The organism is Streptomyces bluensis (assembly GCF_014650715.1).
Lineage (GTDB): Bacteria > Actinomycetota > Actinomycetes > Streptomycetales > Streptomycetaceae > Streptomyces > Streptomyces bluensis.
The window spans coordinates 23,012-39,955 of record NZ_BMVM01000003.1 but is presented as its reverse complement, the minus strand read 5'-3'; the positions used below and the strand labels follow the sequence as shown (position 1 = coordinate 39,955).

At 71.6% G+C, this 16,944-nt stretch carries 10 protein-coding genes; 7 read left to right on the top strand and 3 right to left on the bottom strand.

Going from position 1 to position 16,944, the window contains the following annotated elements; all coding sequences use genetic code 11:
- The first annotated feature begins 81 nt into the window (after positions 1–81).
- From IE262_RS10125 to moeZ, 5 genes are all read left to right on the top strand, one after another.
- Positions 82–1,995: a DUF3492 domain-containing protein gene (locus IE262_RS10125; protein ID WP_229877198.1), complete on the top strand. Its 1,914-nt coding sequence runs from the start codon at positions 82–84 to the stop codon at positions 1,993–1,995.
- Between the two features lie 158 nt (positions 1,996–2,153).
- Positions 2,154–3,263, top strand: a complete 1,110-nt coding sequence (locus tag IE262_RS10120; protein WP_189873548.1) for a hypothetical protein — start codon at positions 2,154–2,156, stop codon at positions 3,261–3,263.
- A 235-nt stretch (positions 3,264–3,498) separates the two neighbouring features.
- A complete protein-coding gene (locus tag IE262_RS10115) occupies positions 3,499–4,458 on the top strand; it encodes an NAD-dependent epimerase/dehydratase family protein (protein ID WP_134029478.1) in 960 nt (319 codons plus the stop codon).
- Positions 4,446–5,195, top strand: a complete 750-nt coding sequence (locus IE262_RS10110) for a spherulation-specific family 4 protein (RefSeq protein WP_189872972.1) — start codon at positions 4,446–4,448, stop codon at positions 5,193–5,195. Before IE262_RS10115 ends, IE262_RS10110 begins: the two co-directional genes overlap by 13 nt.
- A gap of 63 nt (positions 5,196–5,258) precedes the next feature.
- Positions 5,259–6,437 carry an adenylyltransferase/sulfurtransferase MoeZ gene (gene moeZ, locus IE262_RS10105; protein ID WP_134029482.1) on the top strand — a complete coding sequence of 393 codons (1,179 nt, stop codon included), beginning with the start codon at positions 5,259–5,261 and terminating at the stop codon, positions 6,435–6,437.
- A gap of 173 nt (positions 6,438–6,610) precedes the next feature.
- Here moeZ and IE262_RS10100 read toward each other — a convergent pair whose 3' ends face one another.
- The 3 genes from IE262_RS10100 to IE262_RS10090 all read right to left on the bottom strand — a co-directional run bounded on the left by IE262_RS10100 (position 6,611) and on the right by IE262_RS10090 (position 12,726).
- A complete protein-coding gene (locus IE262_RS10100; protein WP_189872970.1) occupies positions 6,611–8,164 on the bottom strand; it encodes an alpha/beta hydrolase in 1,554 nt (517 codons plus the stop codon).
- 139 nt (positions 8,165–8,303) lie between these two features.
- Entirely contained in the window at positions 8,304–9,851 is a 1,548-nt protein-coding gene (locus IE262_RS10095) for an alpha/beta hydrolase (protein ID WP_189872968.1), read from the bottom strand.
- A 91-nt stretch (positions 9,852–9,942) separates the two neighbouring features.
- Positions 9,943–12,726 (bottom strand): lysylphosphatidylglycerol synthase transmembrane domain-containing protein, encoded by a 2,784-nt coding sequence (locus IE262_RS10090; RefSeq protein ID WP_189872966.1) that lies wholly within the window; start codon positions 12,724–12,726, stop codon positions 9,943–9,945.
- A gap of 185 nt (positions 12,727–12,911) precedes the next feature.
- Between IE262_RS10090 and IE262_RS10085 the strand changes: the two genes are divergently transcribed.
- Positions 12,912–13,277, top strand: coding sequence for an MGMT family protein (locus tag IE262_RS10085; RefSeq protein ID WP_308432730.1), 366 nt, complete (start codon positions 12,912–12,914; stop codon positions 13,275–13,277).
- 248 nt (positions 13,278–13,525) lie between these two features.
- Positions 13,526–16,894, top strand: coding sequence for an ATP-dependent helicase (locus IE262_RS10080; protein ID WP_134029492.1), 3,369 nt, complete (start codon positions 13,526–13,528; stop codon positions 16,892–16,894).
- Positions 16,895–16,944 lie beyond the last annotated feature (50 nt).

Here is a 16,944-nt window from a genome sequence, read left to right as displayed (position 1 = left end):
CCGTCATGTCCGCATACGTTCTTCCCGCTGCGAGCCGCCGGATCCATGGCGGCTCCCAAACGGGAGATCGGGGGTGCACACGTGCGCATCGGACTGCTTACGGAGGGTGGCTATCCGTATGTGAGCGGTGACGCCAGGCTCTGGTGCGACCGGCTCGTGCGCGGACTCGGGCAGCACGAGTTCGACATCTACGCGCTCAGCCGCAGTGAGCAACAGGAGGACGAGGGCTGGATCCCACTGCCGCCCCAGGTCAGCCGCGTACGGTCCGCTCCGCTGTGGCGCGCTGAGGACGACGGCGTCGTGTACGGCCGCCGGACTCGGAGACGGTTCGCGGAGGCGTACGGGGAACTGGTGGCGGCGGTGTGCGGGGCGGGCGCTGCCGGGCCAGCCGGATCAGCCGGATCAGCCGGATCAGCCGGAACAGCCGGATCAGCCGGAACAGCCGGAATCGAGGCAGCTGGGGGAATCGGGGGCGTCGGGGGCCGCGGGCCCGGCGGGCGCGGCGGGAGAGGGACAAGGGGCGCCGAGACTTCCGTGGGTGTCCCGGACGTCGAGGCGGACCGTTTCGGCAGTGCGCTGTACGGGCTCGCCGAACTCGCTCGCGACGAGGGCGGACTGGTCGGCGCCCTGCGCTCGGAAGCCGCAGTACGCATACTGGAACGCGCCTGTCGCGCACCCGGCGCACTGCGCGTGGCGAGGGAGGCGCGCGTACCCGATCTGCTCACCGTCGCCGCACACCTCGAACGCGCCCTGCGCCCCCTCTCGCTCGACTGGTACGAGGGCGACGGCCTCGGCTCGGTCGACCTGTGCCACGCGGCGGCCGGCGGATCGGCCGCACTGCCCGGGCTGTTGGCCAGGCACTTCTCGGGCGTGCCGCTGCTGGTCACCGAGTACGGCGTGCAGTTGCGGGCGCACTACCTCGCGGCCTCCGGCGACGCGCCGGTCCGCGCGCTGCTCTCGGCCTTCCACCAGCGGCTCGCCGCCGAGGTGTACCGGCAGGCCGCCTGCATCACGCCCGGCAACACCCACGCCCGCCGCTGGCAGGAGCGCTGCGGCGCCGACCGGGCCAAGCTCCGTACGGTCTACCCCGGCATGGACGCGTCCCGTTTCGCGGACGTGGGCGAGGCCGCGGAGAGCGCCGACCCGTACACGCTCGTCTGGATCGGCCGCATCGAACCCGCCAAGGACCTGATCTCCCTGCTCCACGCCTTCTCGGAGATCCGCCGGAGCGAGCCGAGGGCGCGACTGAGGATCGTCGGTGCCCCCGCCGACGGGCCGCAGGGCGCGGCCTACCTCGGCCAGTGCCGCGCGCTGGCCGCACAGCTCTTCCCCGACGAGGCGGAGGACGCTCACGCGGTCGGCGACAACCCGGTGTGGTTCGAGGAGATCGGCGGCCCGGACGTGCCTGATCTGGCGGAGGCGTACGCGGCCGGGGCGGTCGTCGTCCTGTCGAGCGTCGTGGAGGGGTTCCCGATCAGCCTCGTCGAAGCCATGTTCTGCGGGCGCGCGACCGTCTCGACCGACGTGGGGGCGGTGGTGGAGGTCATCGGCGGTACGGGGCTCGTGGTGCCGCCGCGCAATCCGCGGGCGCTCGCGGAGGCGTGCGTGGCGCTGCTGCGCGACCCCGAGCGCCGTGCACGCCTCGGCGCGGTCGCCCGCGCGCGAGCACTCGAACTGTTCACCGTCGAGCAGAACGTCCAGGCGTTTCATGACATCTACCTTGAGATCGTCTCCCAGTCTCCGGTGCGGAGGCTGCTCGTGGACGACCTGGGTGACCCGCTGCCCTTCGGCGTTCCGGCCGAGGCCCACATCGCGGGCCGGTGGACCGAGGCCCGACCGGCAACTGAGGCCCGACTGATGGCTGAGGGCCGACTGACGGCTGAGGGCCGACTGGCGGCTGACGTCCGACCAGAGTTCGAGGGCCGCCCGTGGCGAGCGCTCGGGGTCTCGGGGCGGGCGACGGCTCCCGTCCCGGCGGGGGAGGCGGCGCGATGAGCGAGCCCAGAGACAGATGTGGCGGACCCAGAGACACCATTGGCGAGCCGAGAGACACCTTGAGCGAGTCCTCCTCCCACCCGGTCGCCCCCCCAGCCACGGCGGTGAGCCGCAAACCGCTCGCCCGGCGAGGTGGCGCCGACCCGGTCAAAGCGCTGATGCACCGCCATCGCGCGCTCTGCGAGCGAGCCGTCGACCCGCTTGAGATCGCCGCCGGGCTGGAGGCACACGGCGTCACCGACCGCACCGCCGCCCGCTTCCGCCACCGCGACGTGTTCTCCCTCGCCGAGGAGATGTACGCGCGCGTCCCCCGAGAGCAGGAGACCCGGTCCGCGGAAAACGCGATGACCCATGCGTCCCACGAGTCCCACGCGTCCCCATCCCACGGGTCCCAGGAGTCCCACGCGTCCGGTGCCCCTGGCGCGCTCGCCGCGTGGGCCGCGTACGCCCGGTGGGCCGCGCTCGCCCTGCTGCCGGGCACCGCGTGCACGGCGGTCGTGGTCGGCGTACGGCTCACCGACGGCCGTCCCCGCCTCGTGATCGCCACCGTCGGCGCCCTCATCGTGTTCCTGGGCCTTCGTCTGGCGCTGCGCCGGGGCCCACTGCGCACCGCGACGGACACCACGAGCGGCACGCACGCCTGGACATGGTGGCTGCTCGCGTACGCCGTCCTCGGCGACGGCCTGCTGAACGCCGGCCTCGACGGCGGCCCGCACGGCCCCTGGCCCCTGGCCACCGCATCCGCCCTGGCCCTCGCCCTCGCCTACGCGCCGGCCGCCTGGTGCGCCCACCTCCTCGCCGTACGCGCCCGCCGCAAACTGGCCGCGAGCCGTGGCCTGGCCGACTTCGCCGACTCCGTACGCCCCGTGCTCCTCATGGTGCCCACTCTCTTCCTGTGCGCGCTGGCCGCGCTGCTCGCCCTGTGCGGAGCGGCGCTGGACGAGCCCGCCGCATACGCCGCGGCCGGTTCACTCGGCACGCTGCTCCTGCTCGCCCGCCTCCTCACCGCGCACGGCTTCACCCGCGCTCCCGCCCTGGCCCTCGGTGCGGCGGGAGCCATCGAAGTGATCGCCCTCGTCACGGTCTTCGCGAGCCGTCTGCCCGGCTGCTCCTTCCTGGCCGTCCCCGTCGGCACCGTCGTCGACACATCGGGACCCGGCGCCGTCCCGGGGCTCGCGTGCGGCCTCGCCGCCCTGTCCCTCCTGATCCACTCCACCCGCACCCTGACCCGGGCCTCGGCCCATGCCGCACCCGCCGGAGCACCGTGAACCCCTGCCCGCCGTCCGGCCGCGCCGCGCTCCGTGATCCGCGCCCTGCTCACGGCACACCGCCGGAACAAACCCCGAGCCGTGACCGACCCACCCGGAGACCAGTGATGAGTGCTCAGCACATTCCTCCCGCGGGCTCCACACCGCGGGCCTTCGCCCGTTCCACGGCAACCCCACAAGGAGAACGCCAGATGATCACCTCCCGACTTGGACGATCCGCCCCGGGAGCCGCCCGATGAGGGTCTTGCTGATCGGAGCCAACGGATACCTCGGCCGCTTCGTCGCCGACCGCCTGCTCGCCGACCCGGCCGTGCAGCTCACCGCGCTCGGCCGCGGCGACGACGCCGACGTACGGTTCGACCTCGCCACCGGCAGCCCCGGCGCACTCACCCGCTTCCTGGACGCCGTCCACCCCGGAGTCGTCGTCAACTGCGCCGGAGCCACCCGTGGCGGTGCTCGCGAACTCATCCGCCACAACACCGTCGCCGTCGCCACCGTCTGCGAGGCCCTCCGCCGCAGCGGCTGCGGAGCGCGCCTCGTCCAGATCGGCTGCGCCGCCGAGTACGGCCCCAGCCAGCCCGGCTCCTCCACCGCCGAGGACGCCGTGCCCCGCCCCGGCGGCCCGTACGGCGTGAGCAAGCTCGCCGCCACCGAACTGGTCCTCGGCTCCGGCCTGGACGCCGTCGTGCTGCGCGTGTTCTCGCCCGCGGGCCCCGGCACACCCGCCGGGTCCCCGCTCGGCCGCCTCGCCGAGGCCATGCGCCGCGCCATGCAGTCCGGCGACGGCGAACTCAAACTCGGCGGCCTCGGCGTCCAGCGCGACTTCATCGACGTCCGCGACATCGCCCGTGCCGTCCACGCCGCCTCGCTCTCCGCAGCCCAGGGCGTGATCAACATCGGCTCCGGGCGCGCCGTGCGCCTCCGCGACGCCGCCGCCGTCCTCGCCCGCGTGGCCGGCTACGGCGGAGCCCTGCACGAACTCGACGGACCACCCGGGCACGTCAGGCCGTCCATCGGGCACCCCCGCCCCGAACCGGACCACGCCGGCCCCGTCGCCTACCCCTACCCAGACGGCTGCGGCAGCTGGCAGCAGGCCGACGTGCGCACGGCCCGCGACCGGCTCGGCTGGCGACCCCGCATCAACCTCGAAGAGTCGCTCGCCGACATCTGGATGGAGGCGGCATGCCGTATCTGACCGGCACGGCCGTCGGCACCGCGAGCACCGGCGCGGTCCTCGGCCTCGGTATCCCCGGCTATGCGCACCCCCTTCTCGCACCGGCGGAGTGGGACGGACTCACCCGCCCCGGCACCCCTCTGCACTGGGTCGTCCTCAACGTGAGCCGTGGGCCCGGCACGCGACCCGACCCGCTGTGCCTGGACGCGACCGACCGGCTGCGCAACACGGGCATCCGCGTCCTCGGGCACCTGGACACGACGTACGGCGCACGCACGCTGAGCGAGCTGCTCTCCGACGCGCACCGGTATCTCTGCTGGTACCGGGTCGACGGCTTCGTCCTGAACCGCTGCCCCACCGAGCGCACGGCGCTCCCCGAGGTCCGCCGCACGGTCACCGCGCTCCGGGAACTGCTCGACGGAGGACACATCGTCCTCGGCCACGGCACCCACCCGTACCCCGGATATGTGGAGCACGCCGATCAGCTGGTGACCTTCTCCGGCCCCTGGAGCGACTACCGCTGGTCGCAGGTGGCCGAGTGGACCGCCGATCATCCGCCCGAACGCTTCTGTCACTTCGTGCACAGCGTCCCCCGCGGCCACCTCGACGAGGCCCTCCGCATCGCCCGATGGCAGGGCGCGGCCACCATCTACTTCACCGACCGCACGGACCGCGGCGGCCACACCGACCCCTGGGAGACCATGCCCGGCTACTGGGACGACATCGTCTCGCTTGTTGGACCAGGTGTCTCGGAATGAAAAAGGGCGTGGCAGTGTTACGGAGAGAACAACTGTAGTGATTGACCGACCAACGGAGCCCCCGTGTCGCTGCCACCCCTGGTCGAGCCCGCTTCTGAGCTCACCGTAGACGAGGTCCGCAGGTACTCCCGCCACCTGATCATCCCGGACGTCGGGATGGACGGGCAGAAGCGGCTGAAGAACGCCAAGGTGCTCTGCGTGGGCGCCGGCGGCCTGGGCTCGCCGGCGCTGATGTACCTGGCCGCGGCCGGTGTCGGCACGCTCGGCATCGTGGAGTTCGACGAGGTCGACGAGTCGAACCTGCAGCGCCAGATCATTCACAGCCAGTCCGACATCGGCCGCTCCAAGGCCGAGTCCGCGCGTGACTCGGTCAAGGGCATCAACCCCTACGTCAACGTGATCCTTCACGAGGAGCGGCTTGAGGCCGACAACGTGATGGACATCTTCAGCCAGTACGACCTGATTGTCGACGGAACCGACAACTTCGCGACCCGCTACCTGGTCAACGACGCGTGCGTGCTGCTGAACAAGCCGTACGTGTGGGGCTCGATCTACCGCTTCGACGGCCAGGCCTCGGTCTTCTGGTCCGAACACGGCCCCTGCTACCGCTGCCTCTACCCGGAGCCCCCGCCGCCCGGCATGGTCCCTTCCTGCGCCGAGGGCGGCGTCCTGGGCGTGCTGTGCGCGTCCATCGGCTCCATCCAGGTCACCGAGGCCATCAAGGTCCTCACCGGCACGGGTGAGCCGCTGGTCGGCCGCCTGATGATCTACGACGCCCTGGAGATGCAGTACCGCCAGGTCAAGGTCCGCAAGGACCCGAACTGCGCGGTCTGCGGAGAGAACCCGACCGTCACCGAGCTCATCGACTACGAGGCCTTCTGCGGTGTCGTCTCCGAGGAGGCCCAGGAGGCGGCCGCCGGCTCGACGATCACTCCCAAGCAGCTCAAGGAGTGGATCGACGACGGCGAGAACATCGACATCATCGATGTCCGCGAGATCAACGAGTACGAGATCGTCTCGATCCCCGGCGCCCGGCTCATCCCCAAGAACGAGTTCCTCATGGGCTCCGCCCTGGAGAGCCTCCCGCAGGACAAGAAGATCGTCTTGCATTGCAAGACGGGTGTCCGCAGTGCGGAAGTCCTCGCCGTCCTCAAGTCGGCCGGCTTCGCCGACGCGGTCCACGTCGGCGGCGGCGTGATCGGCTGGGTCAACCAGATCGAGCCGAACAAGCCGGTCTACTAGGCGCACACCTTCCACGGAGGGGCTCCGCACCGCGTGTGCCGGGCCCCTCGCCGCTGCCCGGGGGGCAGCGGCGGCGCGGGCACGGGCTCCCCGAGCTCCGTTCGGGCTAGGGCCTGTCGTCACACTCCCGTCGTTCGCCCGAAGGGCGGCAGACGGGAGTTCGACGACAGGCCCTAGGAGCAGACCTTGCCGTCGTCGGGCACCGTGCCCTTCAGCAGATACGCGTTCACCGTCGAGTCGACACAGTCGCTCCCGCTCCCGTACGCCCCATGGCCCTCGCCCTTCCAGGTGAGCTCCACCCCGACGTCGTCGCCCAGTTCGTTCGCCATCTTCTTCGCGCCCTCGTACGGCGTGGCCGGGTCCCCGGTGTTGCCCACGACCAGCACGGGGTCGGCTCCCGGAGCGCTCACCTCGGGTGTGTCGAACTGGCCCTCCACCGGCCAGTTGTGACACCAGCCCGCCGTGTCCCAGCCCAGGAAGTCCCCGAAGACCGGCGAGATCCTGCGGAACTCGGGCAGCAGCTTCTTCGTCTCCTCGGCGGTCGGCCGCTGCTTCTGGTCCAGGCACGATATGACCCGCTGTGAGTGCGTCGTCGTGCCGTAGCGGCCGGAGGGGTCGCGCTCGTTGTAACCGTCGGCGAGCGCCAGCAGTTCGGAGCCGTCCCCGTTGTCGGCCGCGTCGAGTGCGTTGGTCAGGGTCGGCCAGCTCTGCTCGCTGTAGAGCGGCAGGACGATGCCGGTGATGGCCAGCGTCTGGGTGAGCTCGCGGCCGGACGATGTCGGCAGTGGCTTCGCGTCGATCCTCTTCAGGAGGTCCACGATCTTCTGCGTGCCCTCCTTCGGGTCCTGGCCCGTCGACTTGAGGTAGTTGTCGAGGGCGCGCTGGAAGCCGCGGGCCTGGTTCTTGGCGTGGCCCACCGCGTCGGCGCTCGGGTCGACGACCGCGTCCAGCACCAGTCGGCCCACGTTCTCGGGGAACAGATGGGCATAGACGCCGCCGAGCTCGGTGCCGTACGAGATGCCGAAGTAGTGGGTCTTCTTGTCGCCGAGGATCTGGCGCATCAGGTCCATGTCGCGGGCCGTGTCGGTCGTCGAGACGTGCGCCAGCAGCTTGCCCGCCGCCTTCTCACAGCCCGCCCCGAAGTCGGCCGCGTCCTTGAGATACGCCGTCTCCTCGGCCGCGTCGTCCGGCGTGGCGTCCACCGACTCTGAGGCCTGGATGGCCTTGTCGCCGCGGCAGCGCACGCCCTCGCTCGCGCCGACCCCGCGCGGGTCCCAGCTCACCAGGTCGTACCGCTCGTGGAGGCTGCTCGTGATGTCGGCGTACGAGGGCATCATGGAGACGCCCGAGCCACCGGGGCCGCCGAAGTTGAACAGGAGCGAGCCGATGCGTTCGCCCTGGCCGCCGGTCGACTTCGACCGGATCAGCGCGAGCCCGATCGTCTCCCCGTCCGGTTTGTTCCAGTCGAGGGGCGTCTTCACTGTGGCGCACTGCCAGTCGCCGCCGGGGGCAGGGCCGTCCGGCGTCGCCTTGCAGCGGCCCCAGTCGAGCTTCTGGGAGGTGAGTGAGGCCGGAAGCTCCGATGACGTACGCGATGGCGATGTGGCCGACGACGCTGCCGTGTCGGTCTTCCCGTCGTCCGAGCCGTCCTCGGCTGAGCCGCCGCTACAGCCGGCCATCAACACCGCGGCGGCGGCCAGCGCCGTCCACCGTCCGAATCGCGCCATGAGCAGTCCCCCCTCGCTTCGTCGTCCGCCTGATGTCCCGGATGACATTCATGCCATGGTAGGCGTAGCGGCGCGAGCGCTGCGGCAGCCTGTGGATAACTCTCTGACCTGTACCTTTGTGGGTTCACGGGCTCTTGCTTCATGAGCAGACGGTCCCCGGCGCGGGCGTCTTTCCTTGCAGCAGGTAGGCGTCCACGGCATTCCGCACGCACTTGTTCGCACTGATGTACGCGCCGTGCCCCTGCCCTTTGTACGTGAGCTCGATCCCGACGCCTTTGCCCAGCGCCTTCACCATCCTGCTCGCGCCCTCGTAGGGCGTGGCCGGGTCGCCGGTGTTGCCGATCACGAGGATCGGAGCCGCCCCGGGCGCGCTCACGTTGGGGTGGTAGGCGGCGCCGGGCACCGCCCAGTCGCTGCAGCTGAGCATCTCCCAGGCCAGGGTGTCGCCGAAGAGGGGGGAGGCGGCCCGGAACTCGGGCAGCTTCGCCGTCACGTCCTTGACGGTGTAGCGGGGCTTGTCGTCCGCGCAGCTGATGGCGACGTTCGCCGGGATGAGATTGCTGTACTCGCCGTTCTCGTTGCGTCCGTTCAGAGAGTCGGCCAGCAGCATCAGCACCTTGCCGTCACCCTGGTACGCCTGGTACAGGCCCTGCGTCAGGTACTTCCAGAGCTCCTGGGAATAAAGGGCCTGGAGGATTCCGTCCGTCGCGAGCGACTGGGTCAGCTTGCGTGGGGGGATGCCGGGGATCGGCTTGGCATCGAGACTTTTCAGCAGCACGGCGATCCGGTTCTTGACATCCTGCGGGGTGTCCCCGACGGGGCAGCCCTCCGCCATGGAGACGCAGTTCCGCGCGTAGTTGTCGAGCGCGAGTTGAAAGCCCTTGGCCTGCCCGAGTGAGCCCTGCTCCGGGTTCTGCGTCGGGTCGACGACCGCGTCGAAGACGGCCCGCCCCACGTTCTTGGGGAACAGGTGGGCGTACACGCCGCCGAGCTCGGTGCCGTACGAGATGCCGAAGTAGTACAACTTGCGATCGCCGAGGACCTGGCGCATCAGATCCATGTCGCGGGCCGCGTCCGTGGTGCGGACGTGGGGGAGCATCGCCCCGGAGTTCTTCTTACAGGCCGCGTTGAACGACTCGGTGCCGTCGAGGAGCTTTCTCTCCTCGGCGGCGTCGTCGGGTGTCATGTCCACCTGAAGATAGGTGTCGAGCTGCTTGGCGTTCTTGCACTCGACGGCCGCGCTGCGGCCGACTCCGCGTGGGTCGAAGCTCACCAGGTCGTACCGGGTGCGCAGCTCCGCGAAGTCGTCGGCGAAGGCGGGCAGACCGGTGACACCGGACCCGCCGGGGCCGCCGAAGTTGAAGATGAGGGAGCCGATGCGCTGGCTCTTGCCACCGCTCGCCCGGACCCGGATGAGCGCGACATCGATGGTGCCGGCCTTGGGATCGCTCCAGTCGCGTGGCGCCTTCATGGTGGCGCACTGCCACCGGCCACCGTTCGGCAGCGGTGAGGGTGCTGCCCCTCCGCCCTCGGGCGCGGACGGTGCCGGGCAGTCCTTCCAGCTCAGCTTCTGGGCCGTCAGGTCCGGGTCCTTGGGGTCGTCGCCACCACAGCCCGCCAGCAGCGGGCACAGCAGGACGGCCGTGGCGGTCAGGGCGGTGGCGCGTAGCCGGGGCGGGTTGGGCATGTCTCCCATCCTGGCCGCGCTCCGTCCGGTGCGCTCGGGGCGAGGGCCGGGCGGGTGAGGGACCCGTTCGCCGACGGCCACGCGCGCGTGCCTACAGCGAGCCCTTGCGTGTCAGGTGGTTGAAGGCCAGCCAGCCCGGCAGCACGGGCAGCCACAGAGTGAGCAGCCGGTACAGGAGCACGGCGGGCGCCGCGACCTCCTTGGGGAGCCCCACCGCGATCAGGCCGACGGTGAGGGTGGCCTCGACCGCGCCCACACCGCCCGGGGTCGGCGCAGCGGACCCGAGGGCGTTGCCGGCGAGGAAGACGACCGCCACGCTGGCGATGCTCAAGGAGGGCATGTTGTCGCTGCCGAACGCCCGGATCGACGCGTCCAGACACATCACGAAGCAGCCCGTGAGCAGCAGCATGCCGCCGATGCCCGTGACCAGTTTCTGCGGTCGCTGCAGCACGTCCAGCATGCGCGGCACGACACCCGCGAACAGTGACCTCACGCGCGTGACGACGAACTTCCGCAGCCACGGCACCGACGTCACCACGAGTACGAGGACCGCGACCGTGAGCAGGCCCGCGATGACCGTGCGGGACGGCGACAGGGAGGGCGTCTTCTCGGTGCCCGTCAGATAGCCGAAGGAGAGCAGCATCAGGATGTGGCAGCCCAGTCCGAACAGCTGCGACGCGCCGACACTGGCCACCGCGAGCCCCGGTCGCACCCCCGAGCGCTGCAGGAACCGCGCGTTGAGGGCGACGCCGCCCACCGCGGCGGGCGCCACGATCTTCACGAACGACCCGGCGACCTGCGCGGCGACGGTCCGCAGGAACGGCACCCGCTCGGGCACGAAGCCCAGCAGGCTCATCGCCGCCGCGACATAGCTCAGTGCCGAGAACGCGACGGCCGCGGCGACCCAGCCCCACTCGGCGTTCTGGATGAGCGGCCCGAACTCGATGTGGGCGAGCTGTGTCAGCAGGAAGTACGCGCCGATCGCGCCGGCGATGAAACTGATCAGCGTGCGCGGCCTGACCCGCTCCAGGCGGGCCGGTTCGACCGGAGCCTGCGGCCTGATCAGCAGCACCTGGTGGCGGATCTGGGCGAGCAGATCCTCCTCCCGCGCCTCCTCCATGGCCTCGTCGATCGCGCGCTTCTCGGCCCGCTGCTCGGCGCGTACGGCCTTCTTGGCGGGCTTGCCGGCCGCGAGTGCCTGGGATTCCTCCACGCGGGCCTGCTTGGCGAGGTGGGACGCCTCCAGGACCGACTCACGCTCGCGCTCGGCCCGCTCCCGGGCCAGTCTGCGCAGCGTCGCGCGCGTGGAACGCGACAGTGCGATGGGCTGCAGCAGGGGCAGGCAGTCGGCCACCGCGTCGGGGCCGAGGACGCTCACAGCCGAACTCACGGCGCGCTCGGCGCCCACCCGCAGGCCGAGCGTCGTCAGCAGCTGTGACACGTCCATGCGCAGCAGCAGGTCACCGGCGGCGATCTCGCCGACGCGCAGATCGGTGAGGATCACCGTGCCGGAACCATCCACCACTATCGCGTCGCCCACGAGCCTGCGGTGCGCGATGCGCCGTGACTGCAGTGCCTTCACCTGGTCCCAGGTGCTGTGCAGCAGATCGTCGGTGATCTCCTCGTCGGCCAGGGAGTCCAGGGTGCGCCCGCCGGTGTGCTCGTAGACGAGCATCACGGCGTCCGGGCCGAGCTCCGAGGTCGCGATCAGCTTCGGTGCGTTGGCGCCGGCCGCGATGGCCGCGTAGGCGAGCAGGGCCTCCTGTTCCAGCGCCTGGCGCAGGGACTGGAGGCTGCGGCGGGTGGCGAGTCCGCGCAGTGTCAGGTTGCGCCAGGCGCGGTAGAAGAAGCCCTGCGCCTGCTGCTCCCGGTCGACCACCGTGACGTCCAGGGGCGAGCCGTCCTCCAGCGTCACGAAGTACCTGCGGCCCCGGTCACCGCTCTCGGCCGTGTCCGGGATCTCCACGCGGGCCGCGCTCACGGGTTTGAAGCCGACGTGCCGCAGGCCGGCCATCAGGGTCCGCCCGGTGGGGCGTACGTTGGGTGAGCCGACCGCGTACAGCGTCCCGTAGGCCACGGTCCAGCCGATCAGCACCGTCAGGATGATCGAGAACGGTGTCGTGTACCCGGTGACCAGCATGGAGAACGCGTCGAGCAGCAGCACGATCCACAGCACCGCGCGCCAGCGAGGTCTGCGTGACATGCCGACTGCCGTCATGTACGCGATGACGGGTGCGAGATAGCCGTGCACCGGGTCCGTGAGGGCGTGGATGTCGCCGGGCGAGGGCTGGGTGAGCGCCTCCTGGATGGACTCCGGGGCCGCTCTGGCGACCCACAGGTCGGTGGCGAGCGTCACCCCGTGCGCGAGGACGGCCGCGAGTACGCCGTCGGCGATGCGCAGCCCGTCACGCTTGATCAGCCGCTCGATCGCGAAGGCGACCGGTACCAGGAGGATCGCGATGCTCGACGCCAGCCCCGCGAGCTTGATCAGCAGATCGGGCGCCTGACCGGTGCCCTTGTTGATGTCCTGTTCCAGCCCGGTCGTGGTGCCGTGGGCGAACGCGGCGATCGCCAGGAGCACCACGACCGCGAGCACCCCCACCAGGAGTCGCATCAGGTCGGACGGACGGTGCACGCGCGCGGGGAGCAGCGGTTCGTCGCCCTCGACCTCGTCGACGTAGGCCTCGTCCACGACCTCCGCGTCCCGCTCGACCTGCTGTTTCTCCTTTTCGTACGTCTTCTGGGACGGTGCTTTGCCGGTTGTCTCCTGAGCGGGCGACGTGCCGGTCGTCGTGCCCTCGTCGGCGGGGTCCGGGCGCGACGACGCGTCAGAGGTGCCCGCAGCGTCTTCTGGGTGCACGCTCTGCTGCCTCATGGTCTCTTCTTGGTCTCGTATCACCGGTCACCGCCCGCACGATGGTGGCATGCCCTGTCGACACACTCGGGCATCAGGGTGCAATACGGGGGCGAACAGTCTGCCCCAAGCGCACCGCGAGAGCGAGGGCTGGGCCCGGACGCCACTGCGCCCCATTGTCGGTGGGGTCGGGCAGTATGGGCCGAATGAGTGAGGAGAGCCTTCCGGCGGACACCCTGCCGGACTACGCGGAGCGGGTCCTTGAGGTCGCCGAAATGATTCCGGCCGGGCGCGTCATGACGTACGGCGACGTCGCCGAGTGGCTGGAGGAGGGCGGCCCTCGCCAGGTGGGACGTGTGATGGCTCTCTACGGGGGCGCGGTTCCGTGGTGGCGGGTCATACGCGCGGACGGCGTGCTGCTGCCGGGCCACGAGCTGGACGCCCTTGGGCACTACCGCGCCGAGGGCACCCCCCTGCGCGAGGCGAGCCGTGCCTCCGAAGGGCATGTGCCGCGGGTCGATATGAAGCGGGCGCGATGGGACGGCGGCGAACGCACGCAGGATCACATCTGACAGCTTCCGGCACCGGGCGGGCGAAGCGGTGTCCTGTGACTCGTACGGGGGAAGCGGGGCACGTCCGTGCCATGGCGTACGTTCGTGGACCGAGGGACCCGCGTGCCGCGCGGGCCGGGAGGGAACGCAAGGAAGCCCTGCTTTCGCACCGTGCGTCGGCGTAGCGTCGGCATCGCTTGTCCCCCTCACCCCGCGGCCACCGCCCTCCACGCGCAACCCGAGTACACCCTCCAGGACCGGCGAACCACGTGAGCTCCTTTTCCTCCACCACACGCCCGTCGCACCCTCCGGTGCGCCAGGGGAGCCGTGGCGCCTACCGACTGGTGCGTACCCCGCCGGCCAGGATGGACCCCCCTCTTCTTGACGCAGGCCAGCGTGCCGTGGTTGACCACGCGACCGGCCCACTGCTCGTTCTCGCAGGTCCGGGCACCGGCAAGACCACCACGCTCGTCGAGTCCGTAGGGGCCCGCATCGCGCGCGGTGCGGACCCCGAGCGGGTGCTCGTCCTGACGTTCAGCCGCAAGGCGGCGGTGGAACTGCGCGACCGCATGGCCCTGCGCGTCGGGGCCGCACGAGCGCCCCGGGCGACCACGTTCCACTCCTTCTGCTACGCCCTGGTCCGCGCCCACCAGGACAGCGACCTGTTCGTCGAACCCATGCGACTGCTCTCCGGTCCCGAACAGGACGTGGCCGTCCGCGGACTCCTCGCCGGCCAGCCCGACCTGGAGCGCCTCGGCCTCGCGCACGTCCGCTGGCCGGACGAGCTGCGCGCCTGCCTGACCACACGCGGCTTCGCCGACGAGGTCCGCGCGGTGCTGGCCCGCAGCCGCGAACTGGGACTGGGCCCCGCCGACCTGCGGCGCTTCGCCGCCCGTATCGGCCGCCCGGACTGGCTCGCGGCCTCCGCCTTCCTCGCCGAATACCTCGACGTCCTCGACCTGCAGGGTGTCCTCGACTACGCCGAACTGGTCCACCGCGCGGTGCTCCTGGCCCGCCGCCCCGAAGTCGCGGAGCGCCTCGCAGCGCAGTACGACGCCGTGTACGTGGACGAGTACCAGGACACCGACCCCGCACAGGTACGGCTGCTTCGGGCCCTCGCGGGCGACGGCCGCACCCTCGTCGCTTTCGGCGACCCCGACCAGTCGATCTACACGTTCCGGGGTGCCGATGTGAACGGCATCCTGGACTTCCCGGCCGCCTTCCCCCGAGCTGACGGCCGTCCGGCTCCGGTGGAGGTCCTCCGGACGTCACGCCGCTCGGGAGCCGCCCTGCTCACGGCCACGCGACTGCTCACCCAGCGCATGCCGCTGACCCGCCTCCCGGCGGAGAAGGTACGGGCCCACCGCGAGCTGAAGCCGGTACGGGACGGGGGGCGCGTCGAGGTGTACACGTACCCGACGCCGGGGACCGAGCTGGACAACGTCGCGGACATCCTGCGCCGCGCCCACCTGGAGGACGGCGTCCCGTGGGGCGACATGGCGGTCCTGGTGCGGGCGGGCTCCCGCGCGATCCCGTCGGTCCGGCGGGCGCTCACCGCGGCGGGCGTACCCCTGGAGATCGACGGAGACGATCTCCCGCTGCGATACGAACCGGCGGTGGCACCCCTGCTGACAGCGCTGCGGGCGGTCGCGCGAGCCGAGCTGGGCGAGACCGGTGAGACGGCCCCCGGGGAGCAGGGAGGGCCCGCCGAGCCCGAACGGAGCGGCGAGCACCGAGGCCCCGACGAGCCCGGACAGCAGACGCCCTGGCTCGACACCGAGACGGCCCTCGACCTCCTCGCCTCCCCCCTCGCGGGCATGGACACCGCCGACCTGCGACGCCTCGGCCGAGCCCTGCGCGAGGAGGAACGGGCCGCCGGCAACGCCGTGCCGCCGCCCTCGGACGAGTTGCTGGCGCGGGCGCTGGCCGAGCCGGAGCGCCTGGTCGCGCACGACCCGGCATACGCGCGGGGCGCCCAGCGGCTCGGCGAACTGCTGCGCCGGGCCCGGAGGCGCCTCGCGGACGGCGGCACGGCCGAAGAGGCGCTCTGGGAGCTGTGGGACGGCACACCGTGGCCCAAGCGTCTGGAATGGGCCGCCCGGCGCGGCGGCGCGGCCGGCCGCAACGCGGACCGCGACCTCGACGCCGTGTGCGCGCTGTTCGCGACCGCGGCGCGCGCGGAGGAGCGCACCGGCGGGCGCGGCACCCTCAACTTCCTGGAGGAGATAGAGGCCGAGGACATCGCCGCCGACACGCTCGCCAGGAGGGCCGTACGCCCCGACGCCGTACACCTGATGACCGCGCACCGTTCCAAGGGCCTTCAGTGGCGCCTGGTGGTCGTCGCGGGCGTCCAGGAGGGACTGTGGCCCGACCTGCGCCGCCGCGGCTCTCTGCTGGAGGCCGACCGCATCGGACGCGACGGACTGGCCGAACCGCTCACGGCGGGCGCGCTCCTGGCGGAGGAGCGGCGTCTGTTCTACGTGGCCGCCACGCGCGCGCGTGAACGCCTCGTGGTCACCGCCGTGAAGGCCCCCGCCGACGACGGGGACCAGCCCTCCCGCTTTCTCACCGAACTCGGCGTCGAACCCAAGGACGTCACCGGCCGCCCCCGCCGCCCGCTGTCCGTCGCCGCACTCGTCGCCGAACTGCGCGCCACAACCGTGGACCCGCGCGCGTCGGACGCCCTCAGGGAGGCCGCCGCCCGCCGTCTGGCCCGGCTCGCCGCGCTCGCCGACGAGGACGGCCGTCCCCTGGTGCCCTCGGCGCATCCGTACCGCTGGTGGGGCATGTTCGAACCCACTCAGAGCAGGGTCCCGTTGAGGAACCGGGACCAGCCGGTCGTGCTCTCCGGCAGCGCCCTCGACCAGCTCGCCAACACCTGCGCCCTGCAGTGGTTCCTGGGCCGTGAGGTGAAGGCCGACGCGCCCTCGACCGCGGCCCAGGGCTTCGGCAACGTCGTCCACGTCCTCGCCGACGAGGTCGCCTCCGGCCGTACCCCCGCCGACCTCGCCGTCCTCATGGAGCGCCTCGACTCCGTGTGGAACGCGCTCGCCTTCGACGCGCCCTGGAAGTCCGCCCAGGAGAAAGAGCACGCGCGCGTAGCGCTCGAACGCTTCCTGAAATGGCACGTCATGGACCGCACCGGACGCACCGCGGTGGCCAGCGAGCACGACTTCGACGTAACCCTGGGGGCCGGCGACTACGAGGTGCGCATCCGCGGCTCCATGGACCGCGTCGAGACCGACGGCGAAGGCCGTGCCTATGTCGTCGACTTCAAGACCGGCAAGCAGACGCCGAGTGCCGCCGAGGTGGCGCGCCACCCGCAGCTCGCCGTCTACCAGCTCGCCGTCCGCGAGGGCGCCGTCGACGAGGCCTTCGACGGACTGCGCCCCGAGCCGGGCGGCGCCGAACTCGTCCAACTGCGCCAGGGGGCAGCGAAGAAGGACGGTGGCGATGCCGTGCCGAAGGTGCAGGCCCAGCAGCCCCTGGAGGGCGAGTGGGTCGGCGAGCTGCTGGCCAACGCGGCGGGCAAGGTCCTCGACGAACGGTTCTCACCGACCACGGGACAACACTGCGCACACTGCGCGTTCCGGGCGTCGTGCACGGCCCGGCCGGAGGGACGACACATCGTCGAGTAACGCACGTGACGCACAGCACCATGCGCGCTGACCAGCGCATCTGCGCGCCC